Annotated in this window: 14 protein-coding genes; 5 read left to right on the top strand and 9 right to left on the bottom strand. The window is 66.5% G+C overall.

Annotation, left to right across the window (positions count from 1 at the left end; translation table 11 throughout):
• Nucleotides 1-566 precede the first annotated feature (566 nt).
• Both L8G49_RS03045 and ychF read right to left on the bottom strand, forming a co-directional pair.
• Complete coding sequence (locus L8G49_RS03045) at nucleotides 567-884, bottom strand: hypothetical protein (protein ID WP_242182362.1); 318 nt, start codon at nucleotides 882-884, stop codon at nucleotides 567-569.
• Nucleotides 885-922: 38 nt separating this feature from the next.
• Nucleotides 923-2023 carry a redox-regulated ATPase YchF gene (gene ychF, locus L8G49_RS03040; RefSeq protein WP_242182360.1) on the bottom strand — a complete coding sequence of 367 codons (1101 nt, stop codon included), beginning with the start codon at nucleotides 2021-2023 and terminating at the stop codon, nucleotides 923-925.
• 185 nt (nucleotides 2024-2208) lie between these two features.
• Here ychF and L8G49_RS03035 point away from each other — a divergent pair, with 185 nt between their 5' ends.
• Nucleotides 2209-2910, top strand: a complete 702-nt coding sequence (locus L8G49_RS03035) for a hypothetical protein (protein ID WP_242182358.1) — start codon at nucleotides 2209-2211, stop codon at nucleotides 2908-2910.
• A 356-nt stretch (nucleotides 2911-3266) separates the two neighbouring features.
• On the opposite strand, the gene L8G49_RS03030 is transcribed toward L8G49_RS03035, so the two are convergent.
• The 5 genes from L8G49_RS03030 to L8G49_RS03010 form a co-directional block, all read right to left on the bottom strand.
• Nucleotides 3267-3881 carry a TIGR02466 family protein gene (locus L8G49_RS03030; RefSeq protein ID WP_242137546.1) on the bottom strand — a complete coding sequence of 205 codons (615 nt, stop codon included), beginning with the start codon at nucleotides 3879-3881 and terminating at the stop codon, nucleotides 3267-3269.
• A 250-nt stretch (nucleotides 3882-4131) separates the two neighbouring features.
• The gene (gene pth / locus L8G49_RS03025) at nucleotides 4132-4701 is read right to left on the bottom strand and encodes an aminoacyl-tRNA hydrolase (RefSeq protein ID WP_242182356.1); all 570 of its coding nucleotides are present in this window, start codon (nucleotides 4699-4701) and stop codon (nucleotides 4132-4134) included.
• A gap of 292 nt (nucleotides 4702-4993) precedes the next feature.
• A complete protein-coding gene (locus tag L8G49_RS03020; protein ID WP_242182354.1) occupies nucleotides 4994-5689 on the bottom strand; it encodes a 50S ribosomal protein L25/general stress protein Ctc in 696 nt (231 codons plus the stop codon).
• A gap of 448 nt (nucleotides 5690-6137) precedes the next feature.
• A complete protein-coding gene (locus tag L8G49_RS03015) occupies nucleotides 6138-7001 on the bottom strand; it encodes a TraB/GumN family protein (protein ID WP_242182353.1) in 864 nt (287 codons plus the stop codon).
• Nucleotides 7001-7900, bottom strand: coding sequence for a TraB/GumN family protein (locus tag L8G49_RS03010; RefSeq protein ID WP_242137542.1), 900 nt, complete (start codon nucleotides 7898-7900; stop codon nucleotides 7001-7003). Before L8G49_RS03010 ends, L8G49_RS03015 begins: the two co-directional genes overlap by 1 nt.
• A 118-nt stretch (nucleotides 7901-8018) precedes the next feature.
• Here L8G49_RS03010 and L8G49_RS03005 point away from each other — a divergent pair, with 118 nt between their 5' ends.
• From L8G49_RS03005 to ppdK, 4 genes are all read left to right on the top strand, one after another.
• Nucleotides 8019-8915: a glycine--tRNA ligase subunit alpha gene (locus tag L8G49_RS03005; protein WP_242182351.1), complete on the top strand. Its 897-nt coding sequence runs from the start codon at nucleotides 8019-8021 to the stop codon at nucleotides 8913-8915.
• On the top strand, nucleotides 8903-9181 hold the full coding sequence (locus L8G49_RS03000) for a hypothetical protein (RefSeq protein WP_242182349.1): 279 nt from the start codon (nucleotides 8903-8905) through the stop codon (nucleotides 9179-9181). The genes L8G49_RS03005 and L8G49_RS03000 overlap by 13 nt, the downstream gene beginning before the upstream one ends.
• A complete protein-coding gene (gene glyS, locus L8G49_RS02995) occupies nucleotides 9178-11637 on the top strand; it encodes a glycine--tRNA ligase subunit beta (protein WP_242182347.1) in 2460 nt (819 codons plus the stop codon). Before L8G49_RS03000 ends, glyS begins: the two co-directional genes overlap by 4 nt.
• A 79-nt stretch (nucleotides 11638-11716) precedes the next feature.
• On the top strand, nucleotides 11717-14383 hold the full coding sequence (ppdK, locus tag L8G49_RS02990; protein WP_242182346.1) for a pyruvate, phosphate dikinase: 2667 nt from the start codon (nucleotides 11717-11719) through the stop codon (nucleotides 14381-14383).
• 214 nt (nucleotides 14384-14597) lie between these two features.
• On the opposite strand, the gene L8G49_RS02985 is transcribed toward ppdK, so the two are convergent.
• Both L8G49_RS02985 and L8G49_RS02980 read right to left on the bottom strand, forming a co-directional pair.
• Nucleotides 14598-15587 carry a type II secretion system F family protein gene (locus tag L8G49_RS02985; RefSeq protein ID WP_242137890.1) on the bottom strand — a complete coding sequence of 330 codons (990 nt, stop codon included), beginning with the start codon at nucleotides 15585-15587 and terminating at the stop codon, nucleotides 14598-14600.
• Between the two features lie 2 nt (nucleotides 15588-15589).
• The gene (locus L8G49_RS02980) at nucleotides 15590-16564 is read right to left on the bottom strand and encodes a type II secretion system F family protein (RefSeq protein WP_242182344.1); all 975 of its coding nucleotides are present in this window, start codon (nucleotides 16562-16564) and stop codon (nucleotides 15590-15592) included.
• Nucleotides 16565-16589 lie beyond the last annotated feature (25 nt).

Here is a 16589-nt window from a genome sequence, read left to right as displayed (position 1 = left end):
GCGGACGTGGAGACAGGGTTGGTTCCGCCCACGACCGATCGAGGTTCGCCCTGCTCCACGCGTACGTCCTTCCCCGGCGCAGGCCGGGGCCCAGTCGTGGTGTCCATGGGCATTGTATGCTGCGCATGAAGATCGACGCTGCGCGACTGGGCCCCGGCCTCCGCCGGGGAAGTGGACGTGGGGACAGGGTTGGTTCCGCCCGCGACCGATCGAGACTCGCCCCGCGCCACGCGTACGTCCTTCCCCGGCGCAGGCCGGGGCCCAGTTGTGGCGTCCATGGGCTTCGCATGCCCCGCGTGGCGATCGACGCTGCGCGACTGGGCCCCGGCCTTCGCCGGGGAGGCGGTCGGTGCCGGGCGTGGGATTGAATGCGGGTTCGCCGGCTTCGGCTTCGGCGCCGGCTGGGGCATGTCCATTGGCATGCCAGGCATCATCGCATGTTGCGCCTGTGCCGCAGACGGCAGCAGCGCGGCCACGGCGCAGGCCGTGACCAGCAGGGGTCGGTTCATCTCAAGTCCTTCGCGAAACGGTACGATCGATGCGCGCACTGGCGGCGCGCGCTCGGGTCAGGCCGACAGTCGCGGAGGGGGCAGGATCGGGGGCGCGCGCAATCCGGGGGCGACCGCGCTGGCAACGATCGCGCGGCGCATCGGCGCATAGGCGAAGGGCGTCGCGACGGGGCGGGGCGCGATCGTCGCCGGGGGAATGCAGCCGATGCAGACATGCGGCGCAACGCCGCGCTCGTCCGATGCGGGCATGTGGCGTGGGGCATCCCTGTGGTGCGCCATCGGCATCATCGCGGGCGCATCATGGCACGGCCCGTTCGCCATCGCGGGAAAGGCGAAGGCCGCGAGCAACAGCGCAAGGATCAGCCGGGCGAGCACGGCGGCGGATTTACGCCGTCCAGGCCCGCCCGGCACCATCAGACGTTGAAGCGGAAGTTGAGCACGTCGCCGTCGTGGACGACATATTCCTTGCCTTCCTGCCGCAGCTTGCCCGCGTCGCGCGCGCCGGTTTCGCCGCCCAGCGCGACATAGTCGTCATAGGCGATCGTCTCGGCGCGGATAAAGCCGCGCTCGAAATCGGTGTGGATTTCGCCCGCCGCCTGCGGGGCCTTGGCCCCGGCATGGACCGTCCAGGCGCGCGCTTCCTTGGGACCGACTGTGAAGAAGGTCAGCAGCGAGAGCAATTTGTACCCGGCGCGGATGACGCGCGCGAGACCGGTTTCCTCCAGCCCCAGTTCCGACAGGAATTCGCCGCGTTCCTCGGCGTCCATCGTTGCGATCTCGGCCTCGATCGCGGCGGAGACGACCACCGCCTGCGCGCCCTCGGCCCTGGCCTTTTCGAACACGCGCGCGGACTGGCTGTTGCCCTCGGCGGCGCTCGCCTCCTCGACGTTGCAGACGTAGAGGACCGGCTTGGCGGTCAGCAGCTGCGCCTGTGCGAACACGCGGGCTTCGTCCTCGTCCTTCGGCACCGTCAGCCGCGCGGGCTTGCCTTCGCGGAGCAGCTCCAGCGCCTGGCCGAGCACGGCAGCACCGATCTTGGCTTCCTTGTCGCCCTGCGTCGCCTTCTTGGCAAGGTTGGGGACGCGCTTCTCGAGGCTTTCGAGGTCAGACAGCATCAGCTCGGTCTCGACCGTCTCGGCGTCGGCGATCGGGTCGACCTTGCCCTCGACATGGGTGACGTCGTCATCCTCGAAACAGCGCAGCACATGGACGATCGCGTCGACTTCGCGGATGTTGCCGAGGAACTGGTTGCCGAGCCCTTCGCCCTTCGACGCGCCGCGCACCAGCCCGGCGATGTCGACGAACCCCAGCTGCGTCTCGATGATCTTGGCCGATCCCGCGACCGCCGCCAGTTTGGCGAGGCGTTCGTCGGGCACGCCGACGTTGCCGACGTTGGGCTCGATCGTGCAGAACGGGTAATTGGCAGCCTGCGCCGCCGCGGTCTGCGTCAGCGCATTGAACAGGGTGGACTTGCCGACATTGGGCAGCCCGACGATCCCACAGCGAAATCCCATGATGGTCCTTGATAGCGCGATATTTCGAAGAAGCGTGGGCGATAGGGCTTTGCGCGCGCGAATGCCAGCGCGACGCGCGGGTGGGGCGCATCGGCGGAACAAACCTTGCGATATGTTGTTGAATTTTAAACGCGTGAAGCGCTAACCTCCGGGGCGTGTCACGGTTCTCCCTGGGGGTGAAATCGATGCCTGGACCTTCCCGATTCACCTGTGGCGTAGTCATCGGCCTGGCGTGCGCCATCGTTTCGGCGGCGCGCGCCGATACGGCGAATGGCGCGGTTTCCGCGGAGCTTGCGCCGCATGCGGTCGCGCCTGGCGCTGGGTCGCGCGCGATGCGGGTGCTGAGCCTTCCCTCCCGCGCCACGGTCGTCGCGATGACGCCGCTCCCGACGCGGCTGACCGGTAGCGACTCGGCCAGTGATCCCGGGGCACGGGGACCGGACGGATTCTACGACCTGCGGCTCGCGCAGAGCGATGCGCCGAACAAGCTCGCCAGGATCAAGCGCAATCTCCAGCTGCGCGGAACGGGCATGCGCGACGCCTATCTGCACGGCGACCACGGTCTGCGCATGTCGGTCGGGAGCAGCTACCACATGCAATATCGCGCCGCGGAACAGGGCCCGGGTGCCGCCGCTGGATCGGGCGCGTTGATGCGCCTGCCGGTCGGCGCGGTGAATTTGCGGAACGGCTATGAAGGATACGCCCCGGTCGCGATGGCGGGGTATGACACGTTCGTCAGCGACCGCATGAAAGTCGGGATCGAAGGCGGCATGATGATCGGCCGCTCGACCGCGATGTACGCCGACGAAACTGTCCCGGGCACGGGCGACGGCAGCCGGGTCGGGCGCAACCCGGTCGCGGACGTGGTGATGACCTACGCGTTCTGAGGCCTGGCCATCGGGCGGGCGTCACGTTTACGCTGGCTGTCGTCGGCAACTGTTCCGGCCGCGCGCCGCGCGCGATCTACCCCCTCCCGTCATCACGCCGAAGGCGAGACCTTTGCGAAACCATACGTGTTCTCCCGCGAAGGACGGAATCCAGGAGTCACGCGTACTGTGAGCCGTTGTTTTGCTTGACTCTGGATTCTCGCCTTCGCGGGAAAACACCAATCGAAGGGTCCGTAAACGGACTTTCGCAGAGGTATCGCGAAGGCCGGGGCCGCCAGGCGGAATGCGCGGACTGCGGTATCGCGCCAGCCACCCGACCGCCCCCGGCCTTCGCCGGGGTGACGCGAGCGGAAGCATCACCAGCGATAGTTGAAGCTAATGCTGATCCGCTCTGCCTTCGCGGTGCCCGGCGCGACTTCGTGGCGCAGCCAGCTTTCCCACAGGAACACGCTGCCCGCCTCGGGCGCGACATAGACGAAACTGCGCTGGTCCTCGCGCGCATCGCCGAGGCGTGGCGGCGCGGCCATCATCATCGGCAGCCGCGGGTCTTCGAGCTTCAGCGCGCCCGCGCCTTCGGGGACCGCGATATAGACCGTGCCCGAGATGACGCTATGCGGATGGACGTGGCCCGAATGCGTGCCCCCCGGCTTCATCACGTTGACCCACAGGCTGTCGAGCTTCAGCTTGCCGCCCTGCAGGTCGAACGCGCACGCTTCGGCAAACTTGGCGACATGCTTGTTGAGCAGCTTGACGAGATCCCCGAACGCCGGGTCGCGCATCGGCAAATCGTCGAGCGACGCATAGGAGGTGTAGCCGCGATAGCCATGCGCCTTGGACCAGCTCCGCCCGGCGCGATCGTCCTCGGCGAGCATCCGGCACGACCGGTCGAGCTCGGCCACCAGCGCCGCGTCCTTCAATTTGCCGTCGTAGAACGGCGTTGCGAAAAGGCTGCGGACCGGGGAGGTTTTCATGGGCTGCCTATCCTCCAGTGCGCCGCCGTTGCCAAGCGATCGGTTGCACGAGCGGATGCTGGAGGCGCTTTTTCTTCGGTCGGCTTGCGGCTTCCCCCGGCTGCCCTTCCCCGGCGAAGGCCGGGGCCCAGGAGAGGGCCGTCAACGGCGGCGGCGGCGCGTCGTTACTCCGACCTTCGCGACTGGGCCCCGGCCTTCGCCGGGGAAGTGGAGAGCAAGAGGAAGAGGAAGCGAGAAGGAAGCAGCCGAGCTACCGCGCCAGCCGCAACGCGACGTCGCTCATGAACCGCTGGTCGTCCCCCGCCGCCAGCCACGACGCCTCGGCCGCGATCGCGCCGAGCACGTCGCTCAACGGATCCAGCTCGGCCTTGGCGTAATTGCCGAGCACATAAGGCGACACCTTGTCCTTGTGTCCGGGATGGCCGATCCCGATGCGGACTCGCCGGAAGTCCTCGCCGATATGCTGTGCGGTCGAGCGGATGCCGTTATGCCCGGCAGCACCGCCGCCGGTCTTCACCTTCACGCGGAACGGGTCGAGATCGAGCTCGTCGTAGAAGACGGTGACGTCGGCGGGGGTGAGCTTGTAGAAGCGCATCGCCTCGCCGATACTGCGGCCGCTTTCGTTCATGAAGGTGGCGGGCTTGAGCAGCAGGATCTTCTCTTGGCCAATCCGGCCGTCCTGCGTCCAGCCCTGGAACGCCTTCTTGACGCTACCGAAGCCGTGCATCTCGGCGATCGTATCGACCGCCATGAACCCGACATTGTGCCGGTTAAGTGCGTATTGCCCACCGGGATTTCCGAGACCGGCCCAGAGTTGCATGTGTTGCGGTCCCTACCTCTGTATCGCTCAGTCCGTTTGTCGCGCGCTGGACCATAGCGCCTGTGCGCCTCGCGCGTCACCCCGGCGGAGGCCGGGGCCGTCCTGTTGCTTTGCGAAACGGCTGCCCCAAATCCGGCGGCCCCGGCCTTCGCCGGGGTGACGCCGGCGTAAACCGAATGGCCAAGAGGAACCCGTCGCGCATGCACGAAAAAGGGACAGCCTGCCGGACGCGCACGCCGCAGACTGTCCCCTTTCCCAACCCCTCCCTGCGCGCAGGAAGGAGCAGACAGGCTTATTCGGCCTTGTCGTCCTCGGCCTTGTCGTCCTCGGCGGCGGCTTCTTCAGCAGCTTCCGCTTCGGCTTCGGCCGACTGCGCTTCGGCAACCGCTGCTTCCAGTTCCTCGTCCTCGACGGTCGGGACGGTCGGCGGCACGATCGTGGCGATCGCGAAGTCGCGATCCGAGATCGACGGCTCGACGCCGTTCGGCAGCTTTACGTCCGAAATGTGGATCGATGCGCCGACTTCGAGCCCTGCGAGCGAGATGGTGATCTCGCCGGGGATCTCGGCGGCGTCGCAGACGACCTCGATCTCGTGACGCGTGACGTTGAGCACGCCGCCGGCCTTGGCGATGCCGGGCGCGTCGTCTTCATCGGTGAACACGACGGGGACGCTGACGGTGACGGTCGAATGCGCGCCGATCCGCAGGAAGTCGACATGGACCGGACGCTCGGTGACGACGTCGAAGGTGACGTCCTTGGGCAGGGTGCGAACCTGGTTCCCACCGGCGTCGAGCATGACGACCGAATTCATGAAGTGACCCGTGTTGAGCAGACGCATCAGCGCCTTTTCCTCGACGTGGATCGACAGGGGTTCCTGCTTGTTGCCGTAGATTACGGCGGGGACGCGGCCTTCACGACGAAGCAAACGGGAGGCTCCCTTGCCAACCTGTTCGCGCGTCTCGGCTGCGAGCGTCATCTGTTCGCTCATTGCAATGCTCCGAAATACTTGAAGTGGTATGTTCCGGCCAAGCCTCCAGGGATGACCCTGACCGAAGCGCGAGCGCATAGGGGAGCGAGCCGGAAAAGGCAAGATGGCGGGATGAGCGCGGTGTGGCCCAAAAAGCGATGTCCGTCACCCCGGCGAAGGCGAGACCTCTGCGAAACCATACGTGTTCTCCCGCGAAGGCGGGAGTCCAGGAGTCGCGAGTACTGTAAGCCGTTGTTTTGCTTGACTCTGGATTCCCGCCTTCGCGGGAAAACAGCAACCGAAGAATCCGTAAACGGACTTTCGCAGAGGTCTCGCGAAGGCCGGGGCCGTGTGGTTACCCTGGCGCGGCGGGACGGCTGGGTGCGGTATCGCCGGTTTTACCCCTAGCATGGCGGCGCCGGCCTGCGCCGGGGTGACGGCGTTGTTCAAGCCGCGTCTACAGTCCGAGTCATTGCAGTCGCTCTACTTTCATGCCGCGCGCGCGCAGCAGATCAACCACCGATCCGGCTCCAACCAGATGCCCCGCGCCGACCGCAACCAGCACCCGCCCGGGCCGCGCCATCCGTCGGACGATCGCGTCGGCCCAGCGCCGGTTGCGCTGGACGATCAGCGCGTCCGCCAGCGCTGGATTACGCCGCACCGACGCGAGCGTTGCCGCCAGCGCCGCCGCGTCGCCCTTCACCCACGCCGCAAGCAGCGTGCGATACCCCCGCGCCGGATCGACGGCGTCCTGCGCGGCATCCAGCAGCAGCACGCGCTGCGCTGCCTCGGGCAGACGGTCGAACAACCGCAATTGCCCCGCGCGCGTTTCCAGTGCGCCGATCGCCTTGCCGCGGAACCGCTCGGCCAGCACCGGCTCGACGCCCAGATCTCCGGAAGCATCGCTGACATGCCCGCCAGCCGAACCGAGCACGAGCGCCGCCCCCCACGTCCTATACCCCTGCAGGTCCCCCGCCGATTGGCCCGCCGCCGCAATCCCCCGCGCCAGCAGCGCCCGGTCCGCCGGCGCGACCCGCGCCGACAGCGGCGGCAGGCCCGGCGCGCGCGCCATCGCCTCGAACTGCGCATGCGCGTCGCCGGCGGCAGGCGGCACCTCGAGCACCAGCGTATCCGCCGCCGCGATCGCCGCGCGAACCGTGGGCGTTTCCCACCGCACCTGCGGCGGCAGCGCGTGGATCGTCCCGATCAGCCAGATCGTCGTGTCCGCGTCCGACACGCGCCACAGCGCGGGCCGCGCGTCGACGGGCGGCGCGGGCCGCGCGCACCCCGCCAGCAGCACCGCGACCGCGACCAGGCCCGCCCGCCAGCGCATCAATAGGGAATGCGCACGGCCTTGAGCCGGTATTTCGCGAGCTGCGCCTGGACGCTGTCCTTGCCAGCGAGATGCCCCGCGCCGACCGCGATGAACACCGTCCCCGGCGTCTTCATCCGTTGCGCGATCCACGTCGCCCAGCGCGCGTTCCGCTCGACCAGCAGTACGCGGTACAAATTGGGCTGGCTGGTCAGGTCCTCGTTCATCAGCGCGCTCAGCCCCTCGGCGTCGCCCGCCTTCCAGCGGTCGAGCATCGCGTTGATCATGCCGTCGAACTTGTCGATGTCCTTTACGCTCGACACGAGGAAAGCGACCTGGTCGGCCTGCGACAGGCCGTGGAAATAGCCGAGCTGTTGCTGCAGCGTCTCGAGCCCCGCGATCGGCTTGTGCTGCGCGGTGGCGGCGGCGGTGAGCGTCGCCTCGGCACCGTCGGCGGCGCTGAACCCGGCCTTTTGCAATGCGAGCTGCGACAGCGTCACCGCGACGAACCACGGCTCGAACTTCTCGAGCGCGGCGGGCGGGATCCCGAGCCTGGTCATCGCCGCGGCATAGGCCGCGCGGTCGCCCGCGGGGAGCTTCTGCGTCAGCGGCACGCCCGTCGTGTCGGTCGCGAGCGGCAGCACCACCTTCTGCGCGGTGGCCGGATCGGGCAGGGGAATTTCGAGCATCAGCTGCCCGCTCGAATCGAAGGCCTTGCGCACCGCCGAATCGAACCAGCCGAGATGCGGCTTCAACGCATGCACCGTCCCGAACAGATACACGGTCGTGTCCTTGTCCTTCACGACCCACAGCGCGGGATCGGCGGGGATGGTCGCCGGGGCGGATGCCGCGACCTGCGCCGGCGCGGCGCTTGCCAGCAGCAGCATGGTCAGCGGAAGGAGCGTGCGGATGATCTTCATGCGGGAAATTCCATGGCGCGGTTCGGTGGCTGTCGCGCTATCGTCTAAACCGGCCCGGGTTAACAGCATCCGATGAGGCGTTGACCCCCTTGCGGCACTGCGCCAAAGCCTCGCCATCATGACCGACCGCCCGATGAGCTTCCAGCGGATGATCCTAACGCTCCATGACTATTGGAGCGATAGGGGATGCCTGATCCTGCAACCCTATGACATGGAAATGGGGGCAGGCACGTTCCACACCGCCACGACGCTGCGCGCGCTCGGCCCCAAACCGTGGAACGCCGCCTTCGTCCAGCCGTGCCGTCGCCCGACCGACGGCCGCTATGGCGAGAACCCCAACCGGCTGCAGCATTATTACCAGTATCAGGTGATCCTGAAGCCGAGCCCGGCGGACCTGCAGGAACTGTACCTCGGCTCGCTCGCCGCGATCGGGATCGATTTCACACGCCACGACATCCGTTTCGTCGAGGACGATTGGGAATCGCCGACGCTGGGCGCCTGGGGTCTCGGCTGGGAAGTCTGGTGCGACGGGATGGAAGTCACCCAGTTCACCTATTTCCAGCAGATGGGCGGGTTCGACATGAAGCCGGTCGCGGGCGAGCTGACCTATGGGCTCGAGCGGCTCGCGATGTACATCCAGGACAAGGACAGCGTCTACGATCTCGCGTTCAACGACGCGGGCGTGACCTATGGCGAGGTGTTCCACGAGAATGAGGTCGAGATGTCGACCTGGAACTTCGAAGTGGCGGACACCGACAGCCTGTTCGATTCGTTCCGTAAGCATGTCGCGGAATGCGAGAACAGCCTCGCTGCGGGGTTGCCGATTCCGGCCTACGAGCAGGCGATCAAGGCGAGCCACGTGTTCAACCTGTTGCAGGCGCGCGGCGTCATCTCGGTGGCCGAGCGGCAGGCGTATATGGGGCGGGTGCGCGATCTCGCGAAGGGCAGCTGCCAGGCGTGGATCGAAAAGCACACGCCTGCGTGGCAGGACGCCTATCCGGGGTGGACGGCGTGATCCGCGCCGCAGGCAATTTGTCTTTTGGTGGCTTTGTGGCTTTGCGGGAGAAGAAGGTTTTTTTCGCACAAAGGCACAAAGGCACGAAGATGCTGCGCTTCGTGTCCGACGGTCGGTCTGTTCCCGATTTTGTGATTGAGCTGCGCTCGGTCTTTGGCGCTGACGACCGTCGACTTCTCCGCCTTCTTCCCTTCGTGTCTTTGTGCCTTTGTGCGAGCCAATCCTTCTCCACGACTGCACATAACCTCCCAACGGTGCCCGCATGACCGATTTCCTCCTCGAACTCCGCTCGGAAGAAATCCCTGCGCGGATGCAGGACCGCGCGCGCGAGGACCTCGCCAAGCTGTTCGCCGCCGAACTGGCGAAAGCCGGTCTCGCCGCGACCGAACTCGTCACCTACGCCACCCCCCGCCGCCTCGCGCTGATCGCCCGCGGGCTCCCGACCGAGACCGCCGCGGTGTCCGAGGAAACCAAGGGCCCCAAGGCCAGCGCGCCGCCGCAGGCGCTCGAGGGGTTCCTCCGCAAGACCGGCCTCACGCGCGAGCAACTGGTCGAGCGCGACGGCGTGCTGTTCGCTGTGGTCGAAAAGCCCGGTCGCGCCACCACCGGCGTGCTGGCGGATGCGATCCCCGCGATCATCCGCGCTTTCCCCTGGCCCAAGGCGATGCGCTGGGGCGGGGCCTCGACCACGATGGAATCGCTGCGCTGGGTGCGCCCGCTGCAGGGGATCGTCGCGCTGTTCGGCGAGGAGATCGTGCCCGTCGAGATCGCCGGGATCACCAGCGGTGCCGCCACCGTCGGGCATCGCTTCCATCGCCCGGGGATCATCACGATCGGCTCGGCGGACGATTATGTCGAGAAATTGCGCGCCTGCCATGTGATCGTCGACCAGGCCGAACGCCGCCAGATCATCGCGCTCGGCGCGACGATGGCTGCGCGCAAGGCGGGGCTCGAACTGGTCCAGGACGAGGGCCTGCTGACCGAGAATGCCGGGCTGACCGAATGGCCGGTGCCTTTGCTCGGGCGCTTCGATGCTGCGTTCCTGAGCGTGCCGCCCGAGGTGATCCAGCTGACCGCGCGCGTGAACCAGAAGTATTTCGTGTGCCGCGATGCAAGCGGCGCGCTGGCGGATGCGTTCGTGTGTACCGCCAATATCGATGCGGTCGATGGCGGCGAGAAGATCGTCGAGGGCAACCGCAAGGTGCTCGCCGCGCGGCTGTCGGATGCGAAGTTCTTTTACGAGACCGATCTGAAGGTGCCGCTGGAGGCGCAGGCGGAGAAGCTCGACCGGATCGTGTTTCACGAGAAGTTGGGCACGGTCGCGGACAAGGTTGAGCGCGTTGCGAAACTGGCACGCTGGCTGATCGAAGAGGGCGTCATAAAGCCCCTCCCCTTCAGGGGAGGGGTTGGGGGTGGGGCCGTGCCTGCTTCCGAAGGCCAGATTGCTGAACCGCCCCACCCCAACCCCTCCCCTGAAGGGGAGGGGCTAAAGGAAGAGCTCGCCAACCTCGCGTACCGCGCGGCCCTGCTCTGCAAGGCGGATCTCGTCACCGGCATGGTCGGCGAATTCCCCGAGCTGCAAGGCCTGATGGGCGGCTATTACGCCGCAGCGCAAGGCGAAGACCCCCGCGTCGCCGCCGCAATCCGCGATCACTACAAGCCGGTCGGGCAGGGCGACGACGTGCCGACCGATCCGGTGACGGTGGCGGTTTCGCTGGCGGATAAGCTGGATACGCTTGTAGCGTTCTTTGCTACCGATCAGAAACCGACAGGTTCTAAGGATCCCTACGCCCTACGGCGCGGTGCTCTTGGTATCCTATCATTGCTTCAATCGAACAATTTGCGGGTAGGGTTAGCTCCGCTAATGGCGGAAGTCTTCCTGCCGTTAAGCCTTCAGACAGCAGACCGTACCTTCCAAAACTCGCCGCTTATGCAAGTTCTAGTGCGAGGTAAGCCCTCTGCAATGGCTATTGGCAATCGGCATGAGGATGGCACGCACGCTGTTTCCGTAGACGGAATCAATATCGCTCAGGTTTCCGCGAAGCTTGTTGAGCCACTGCTAGAATGGATGACTTGGCTTAATTCGACGGGCTGGCAACAGGATCTCCTCGACTTCTTCGCCGACCGCCTCAAGGTCCAGCAACGCGAAGCCGGCGTCCGCCACGACCTGATCGACGCGGTGTTCGCGCTTGGCGGCGAGGATGATCTCGTCCGCCTGCTTGCGCGCGTCCATGCGTTGCAGAAGTTCATCGGGACCGAGGACGGCACCAACCTGCTCGCCGGCTACAAGCGCGCCGCGAATATCCTGAAGAAAGAGGGCGTCCCTTCTTCTCCCTCTCCCCTCCGGGGAGAGGGTCGGGGAGAGGGGGACGCATCCACAGACGTCTCGCTCGGTAATGCAGTACAGCCCCTCTCCCCGACCCTCTCCCCTGAAGGGGAGAGGGAGAAGGTTTCGCTGTCCTACACGCCCGAACCAGCAGAGACTGCGCTCGCCACCGCGCTCGACTCCGCCGAACCCGCCGCCACCGCTGCGATCGCACGCGAGGACTTCGAAGCCGCGATGGCCGCGCTCGCCAGTTTGCGTGCGCCGATCGATACGTTCTTTGAAACCGTGATCGTCAACGACCCCGCGCCCGAAAAGCGCACGGCCCGTCTCGCGCTGCTCGACCGCGTTCGTGCTGCAGTGCACAATGTCGCAGACTTTTCGCGGATCGAGGGGTGATGCAATCGCTTCGAGCCTAACCTTAGCCTAACCTTCCAATCGCCTCCCCAGCGAATTCAACCTGTTAGAGGGAAGACGCATGACTCAGTACGTATACCGCTTCGGCGGCGGGGTGTCCGATGGGGGCAAAGGCGACCGGAATTTGCTGGGGGGCAAGGGTGCAAATCTGGCGGAGATGGCGTCGATCGGCCTGCCGGTCCCGCCGGGCTTCACCATCTCGACCGATTTCTGCGCGGTCTATTACGATGAGGACGGCCAGTTCCCGCAGGGCCTGCGCGACGAGGTCGCGACCGGGATCGCACATATCGAGGGCATCACCGGCAAGACGTTCGGCGACGCCGCCGACCCGCTGCTCGTCTCGGTGCGCTCGGGCGCGCGCGCATCGATGCCGGGGATGATGGACACCGTCCTCAACCTCGGGCTCAACGACCAGACCGTCGAGGGTCTCGCGACCACGTCGGGCGACGCCCGTTTCGCATGGGACAGCTACCGCCGTTTCATCCAGATGTATTCGGACGTGGTGCTCGAGCTCGACCACGGCGCATTCGAGGAAGCGCTTGAAATCGCCAAGGAAGATCGCGGCTATTTCCTCGATACCGATCTCAGCGCGGACGATCTGCGCGGCCTCGTCGCCGAGTATAAGGGCTTGGTCGAGCAGCAATGGGGCAAGCCCTTCCCGCAGGACGTGCATGACCAATTGTGGGGCGCGGTCGGCGCGGTGTTCGGGTCGTGGCAGTCGGAGCGTGCGAAAGTCTATCGCCGCCTCAACGACATTCCGGCAAGCTGGGGCACCGCGGTCAACATCCAGGCGATGGTGTTCGGCAACATGGGCGAGACCTCGGCGACCGGCGTCGCCTTCACCCGCGATCCCTCGATCGGCACGCGCGCCTATTACGGCGAGTTCCTGATCAACGCGCAAGGGGAAGACGTCGTCGCCGGCATCCGCACCCCGCAATATCTGACCGTCGCCGCACGCGAAGCGGCAGGGGCCAAGCCCGCCTCGATGGAAGAGGCGATGCCCGAAGTGTATGGCGAGCTGGCGAAGGTGTTCGACCTACTCGAGACGCATTACCGCGACATGCAGGACATCGAATTCACGGTGCAGCAGGGCAAGCTGTGGATGCTCCAGACCCGCTCGGGCAAGCGCACCGCCAAGGCCGCGCTCAAGATCGCGGTCGACATGGCGAACGAGGGGCTGATCACGCGCGAGGAAGCGGTCGCGCGGATCGATCCGATGGCGCTCGACCAGTTGCTCCATCCGACGCTCGACCCGAGCGCGACGCGCGACGTGCTGACCAAGGGGTTGCCTGCGTCGCCGGGTGCAGCGTCGGGCCACGCGGTGTTCGACAGCGATACCGCCGAAAAGCGCTCGAATGCCGGCGATGCGGTGATCCTTATCCGCACCGAGACGTCGCCTGAGGACATTCACGGGATGCACGCGGCACGCGGCATCCTTACCGCACGCGGCGGGATGACCAGCCACGCCGCGGTCGTTGCTCGTGGCATGGGGCGGCCGTGCGTCTCGGGCGCGGGGTCGATTGCGATCGATGCCAAGGCGGGCACGATGCGGGTCGGCGAGCGCACGATCAAGGCGGGCGACATGGTGACGATCGACGGCACCACCGGCGAGGTGATGGCGGGCGAAGTCCCGACCGTTCAGCCCGAACTGTCGGGTGATTTCGCTGCACTGATGGTGTGGGCGGATGGCGTGCGACGCCTCAAGGTCCGTGCCAATGCCGAGACCCCGCTCGACGCCAAGGTCGCGCGCGAGTTCGGTGCGGAAGGGATCGGCCTGTGCCGGACCGAGCATATGTTCTTCGATGCCGAGCGCATCACCAACGTCCGCCAGATGATCCTGGCCGAGGACGAAGCGGGCCGCCGCACCGCGCTCGACAAGCTGCTCCCCGAGCAGCGCGCGGATTTCGTGCAGCTGTTCGAGGTGATGGCGGGTCTGCCGGTGACGATCCGTCTGCTCGATCCGCCACTCCACGAATTCTTGCCGCACGAAGAATCCGAATTCGCGGATGTGGCGGCAGCCGCGGGAATCGCGGTCGACGTGCTCAAGCGGCGGGCGCAGGAGTTGCACGAATTCAACCCGATGCTCGGTCATCGCGGGTGCCGACTGGGCGTGACCTATCCTGAAATCTACGAAATGCAGGCGCGCGCGATCTTCGAGGCGGCGGTCGATGTGGCGCAGCGCTCGGGTGCGGCGCCGATCCCCGAGGTGATGATCCCGCTGGTCGGCACGCGGCGCGAGCTCGAGCTTATGAAGACGGTCGTCGACAAGGCGGCGCAGATCGTGTTCGAGCAGACCGGTACGACGCTGGACTACCATGTCGGCACGATGATCGAACTGCCCCGCGCCTGCCTGATGGCGGACGAGATCGCCGAGGTCGGCGCGTTCTTCTCGTTCGGGACCAACGACCTGACCCAGACGACGCTGGGCGTCAGCCGTGACGATGCCGCGCGGTTCCTCGGCACCTATGTCGAGCGCGGGATTTATGCACGCGACCCGTTCGTCAGCCTCGATGTCGAGGGCGTCGGGCAATTGATCGCGATGGCGGCGGAGCGAGGTCGCAAGACGCGGCCCGATATCAAGCTCGGCATCTGCGGCGAGCATGGCGGCGATCCCGCAAGCATCGCTTTCTGTGAGAAGGTCGGGCTCGATTACGTCTCGGCCTCGCCGTACCGCGTGCCGATCGCGCGGCTCGCGGCGGCACAGGCGGCGCTGGCGAAGCGCGACTGAGGCGGGTGCGGAGCGGCGGGTGCGGAAGGGGCGAGTCCCGCTCCTCCGCCGTCCTCCCGGAGAAGGCAAAAGCACCCGTCACCCCGGCGAAGGCCGGGGCCGCAGGGTTTCGTCCGGAATGCCCGGTACGCGCGCCGGCTGCCCGGCCCCGGCCACTGCCTCTGCCGGGGTGACGGGGCTGCCTCGCGCGTTCCCGTCGCGCGGGGGCTGACCCTTATTTGAACGCGTCCGCGATGGAACAGGCCGCCGGGCCGAGAATGACGATGAACAGCGTGGGCAGGATGAACAGGATCAGCGGGATCGTCATGATCGCGGGCAGGCGGGCCGCCTTTTCCTCGGCGCGCATCATGCGTTCGTTGCGGAATTCGGCCGACAGCACACGCAGCGCGGACGCCAGCGGCGTGCCGTATTTCTCGGTCTGCACCATGGTCGTGACGACGCCCTTGACCGCGTCCAGCTTGACGCGCGAGGCGAGGTTCTCGAACGCCTGGCGCCGCTCGTTGAGGAAGCCGAGCTCGATCGCGGTCAGCGTGAATTCGTCGCCGAGCTCGGGATAGGCCTTGCCCAGCTCGCGCGCGACCCGGTTGAACGCGGCGTCGACGGTAAGCCCGGCTTCGGCGCAGATCACCAGCAGGTCGAGCGCATCGGGCAAGCCCTTCTGGATCGCCTGCGACCGCTTGGTGATCTTGTTGTCGAGATAGAGGTCGGGCGCCTTGTACGACAGGATGAAGTTGCCGGCGACGATCGCGTACATCTTCCACGGCGTCCAGCCGTGCAGCAGGTCGGTACCATAGACCAGGTACAGGCCCAGCACGCCCCAGGTCAGCGGCAGCACCAGTCGCCCGAAGATGACCGCTACCGCATATTCCTTCGAGCGGATCCCGGCCTGCATCAGCTTGATCTGCGCCGCCTTGACCTGGCTGTCCTGCAGGACCTTCAGATTGGAGAGCAGGCTCTTGATCCGGTCGGTCGTCTCGTTCTTGGTAACGAGCTTGGCGCGCCGCTTGGTCGAGGCGGTGATCCCCGCCTTCAGCTGCTCGCGCCGGTCGTTCAGCGCCTTGACGCGCTTGGTCATCGGGTCGCGCACGGTGGTGACGGCATAGATCGCCAGCAACACCATGAAGGCCGCGACCCCGGCGAGCAGCGTCGCCACGGTGAAGACGTCGACGCCGAGGACGACCGGGCCAGTGGGTACAGGGTTCATCATCAAATCTCGAAACTGACCATGCGGCTCATGATGAACGCGCCGATCCCCATCCACAGCATCCCGACGCCGCCGGTCACCATCAGGCGTTGATCGACGAAGAAATTCGCCATGTACGGCGGATTGATCATCCAGATCATCGTGAAGACGATGAACGGCAGCGACCCGACGATATAGGCGGAGGCCTTGGACTCGGACGACATCGCCTTGATCTTCAGCTTCATCTGGCTGCGCATGCGCAGCACGGTCGCAAGATTGGCAAGCGTCTCGGCAAGGTTGCCGCCGGTCTCGCGCTGGATCGCGATGGTGATGCAGAAGAACTGGAATTCAGGCGTGCCGAGCCGGTCGGCGGTGTCCTGCAACGCGGCGTCCATCGTCCGGCCGATCTTCATCTTGTCAGTGATCGCCTTGAACTCGACCCCGACCGGACCATCGACCTCATTGGCGACGACCGAGATCGTCTCGGTGATCGGCAGGCCGGAGCGCAGGCCGCGGACCAGCAGTTCGATGGCATCGGGAAATTTCGCGGTGAACTTCCCGATCCGGCGCTTGATCGTGAAGCCGACCACCATGTGCGGGACGCCGGCACCGATGACGACCCCGAGCAGCAGGGCGAGCAGCAGCGGGAGCCGGAGAAACGCCAGCAGCACGGTCACGAAGACCACGATGCCGAGCGTCGCCATCCCGTACTGACCGACCGTCCAGGTCTTGCCGGTCATCGCCAGCCGCTTCTTGAGCTGCGCCGGGTTGGGCAGGAAGCGCGCCGCCGCGACGTCCATGCGGTTGCTGCGCGCCGTCGCGATGCGCCGCAACTGGGCATCCGCGAGCACGCTGCCGGACTCGCTGTGGCGTGCGCGCACCGCCCCCAGCCGCCGCGTCCGCGCGCGTTCGGCATTGGGCCCGGCAAAGGCGACCGCCAGCAACGCCAGCATGGCCAGCGCGCCGATGCCCAGCGAAAGGATCGGGAGCAGCTGCATGACGCTAGCTAGCCCGTCGCTGGGC

It is taken from the genome of Sphingomonas sp. CARO-RG-8B-R24-01 (assembly GCF_022662295.1).
GTDB lineage: Bacteria > Pseudomonadota > Alphaproteobacteria > Sphingomonadales > Sphingomonadaceae > Sphingomonas.
This window is presented reverse-complemented; position numbering and strand designations above follow the sequence as displayed.

What these genes read in the sequence shown, in the direction of transcription:
- pth (WP_242182356.1), bottom strand. Translation starts at nt 4,701, where the DNA reads ATGCAACTCTGGGCCGGTCTCGGAAATCCCGGTGGGCAATACGCACTT.
- ychF (WP_242182360.1), bottom strand. Translation starts at nt 2,023, where the DNA reads ATGGGATTTCGCTGTGGGATCGTCGGGCTGCCCAATGTCGGCAAGTCC.
- glyS (WP_242182347.1), top strand. Translation starts at nt 9,178, where the DNA reads ATGACCGATTTCCTCCTCGAACTCCGCTCGGAAGAAATCCCTGCGCGG.
- L8G49_RS03005 (WP_242182351.1), top strand. Translation starts at nt 8,019, where the DNA reads ATGACCGACCGCCCGATGAGCTTCCAGCGGATGATCCTAACGCTCCAT.
- L8G49_RS03010 (WP_242137542.1), bottom strand. Translation starts at nt 7,900, where the DNA reads ATGAAGATCATCCGCACGCTCCTTCCGCTGACCATGCTGCTGCTGGCA.
- L8G49_RS03015 (WP_242182353.1), bottom strand. Translation starts at nt 7,001, where the DNA reads ATGCGCTGGCGGGCGGGCCTGGTCGCGGTCGCGGTGCTGCTGGCGGGG.
- L8G49_RS03035 (WP_242182358.1), top strand. Translation starts at nt 2,209, where the DNA reads ATGCCTGGACCTTCCCGATTCACCTGTGGCGTAGTCATCGGCCTGGCG.
- L8G49_RS02985 (WP_242137890.1), bottom strand. Translation starts at nt 15,587, where the DNA reads ATGAACCCTGTACCCACTGGCCCGGTCGTCCTCGGCGTCGACGTCTTC.
- L8G49_RS03030 (WP_242137546.1), bottom strand. Translation starts at nt 3,881, where the DNA reads ATGAAAACCTCCCCGGTCCGCAGCCTTTTCGCAACGCCGTTCTACGAC.
- L8G49_RS03020 (WP_242182354.1), bottom strand. Translation starts at nt 5,689, where the DNA reads ATGAGCGAACAGATGACGCTCGCAGCCGAGACGCGCGAACAGGTTGGC.
- L8G49_RS02980 (WP_242182344.1), bottom strand. Translation starts at nt 16,564, where the DNA reads ATGCAGCTGCTCCCGATCCTTTCGCTGGGCATCGGCGCGCTGGCCATG.
- ppdK (WP_242182346.1), top strand. Translation starts at nt 11,717, where the DNA reads ATGACTCAGTACGTATACCGCTTCGGCGGCGGGGTGTCCGATGGGGGC.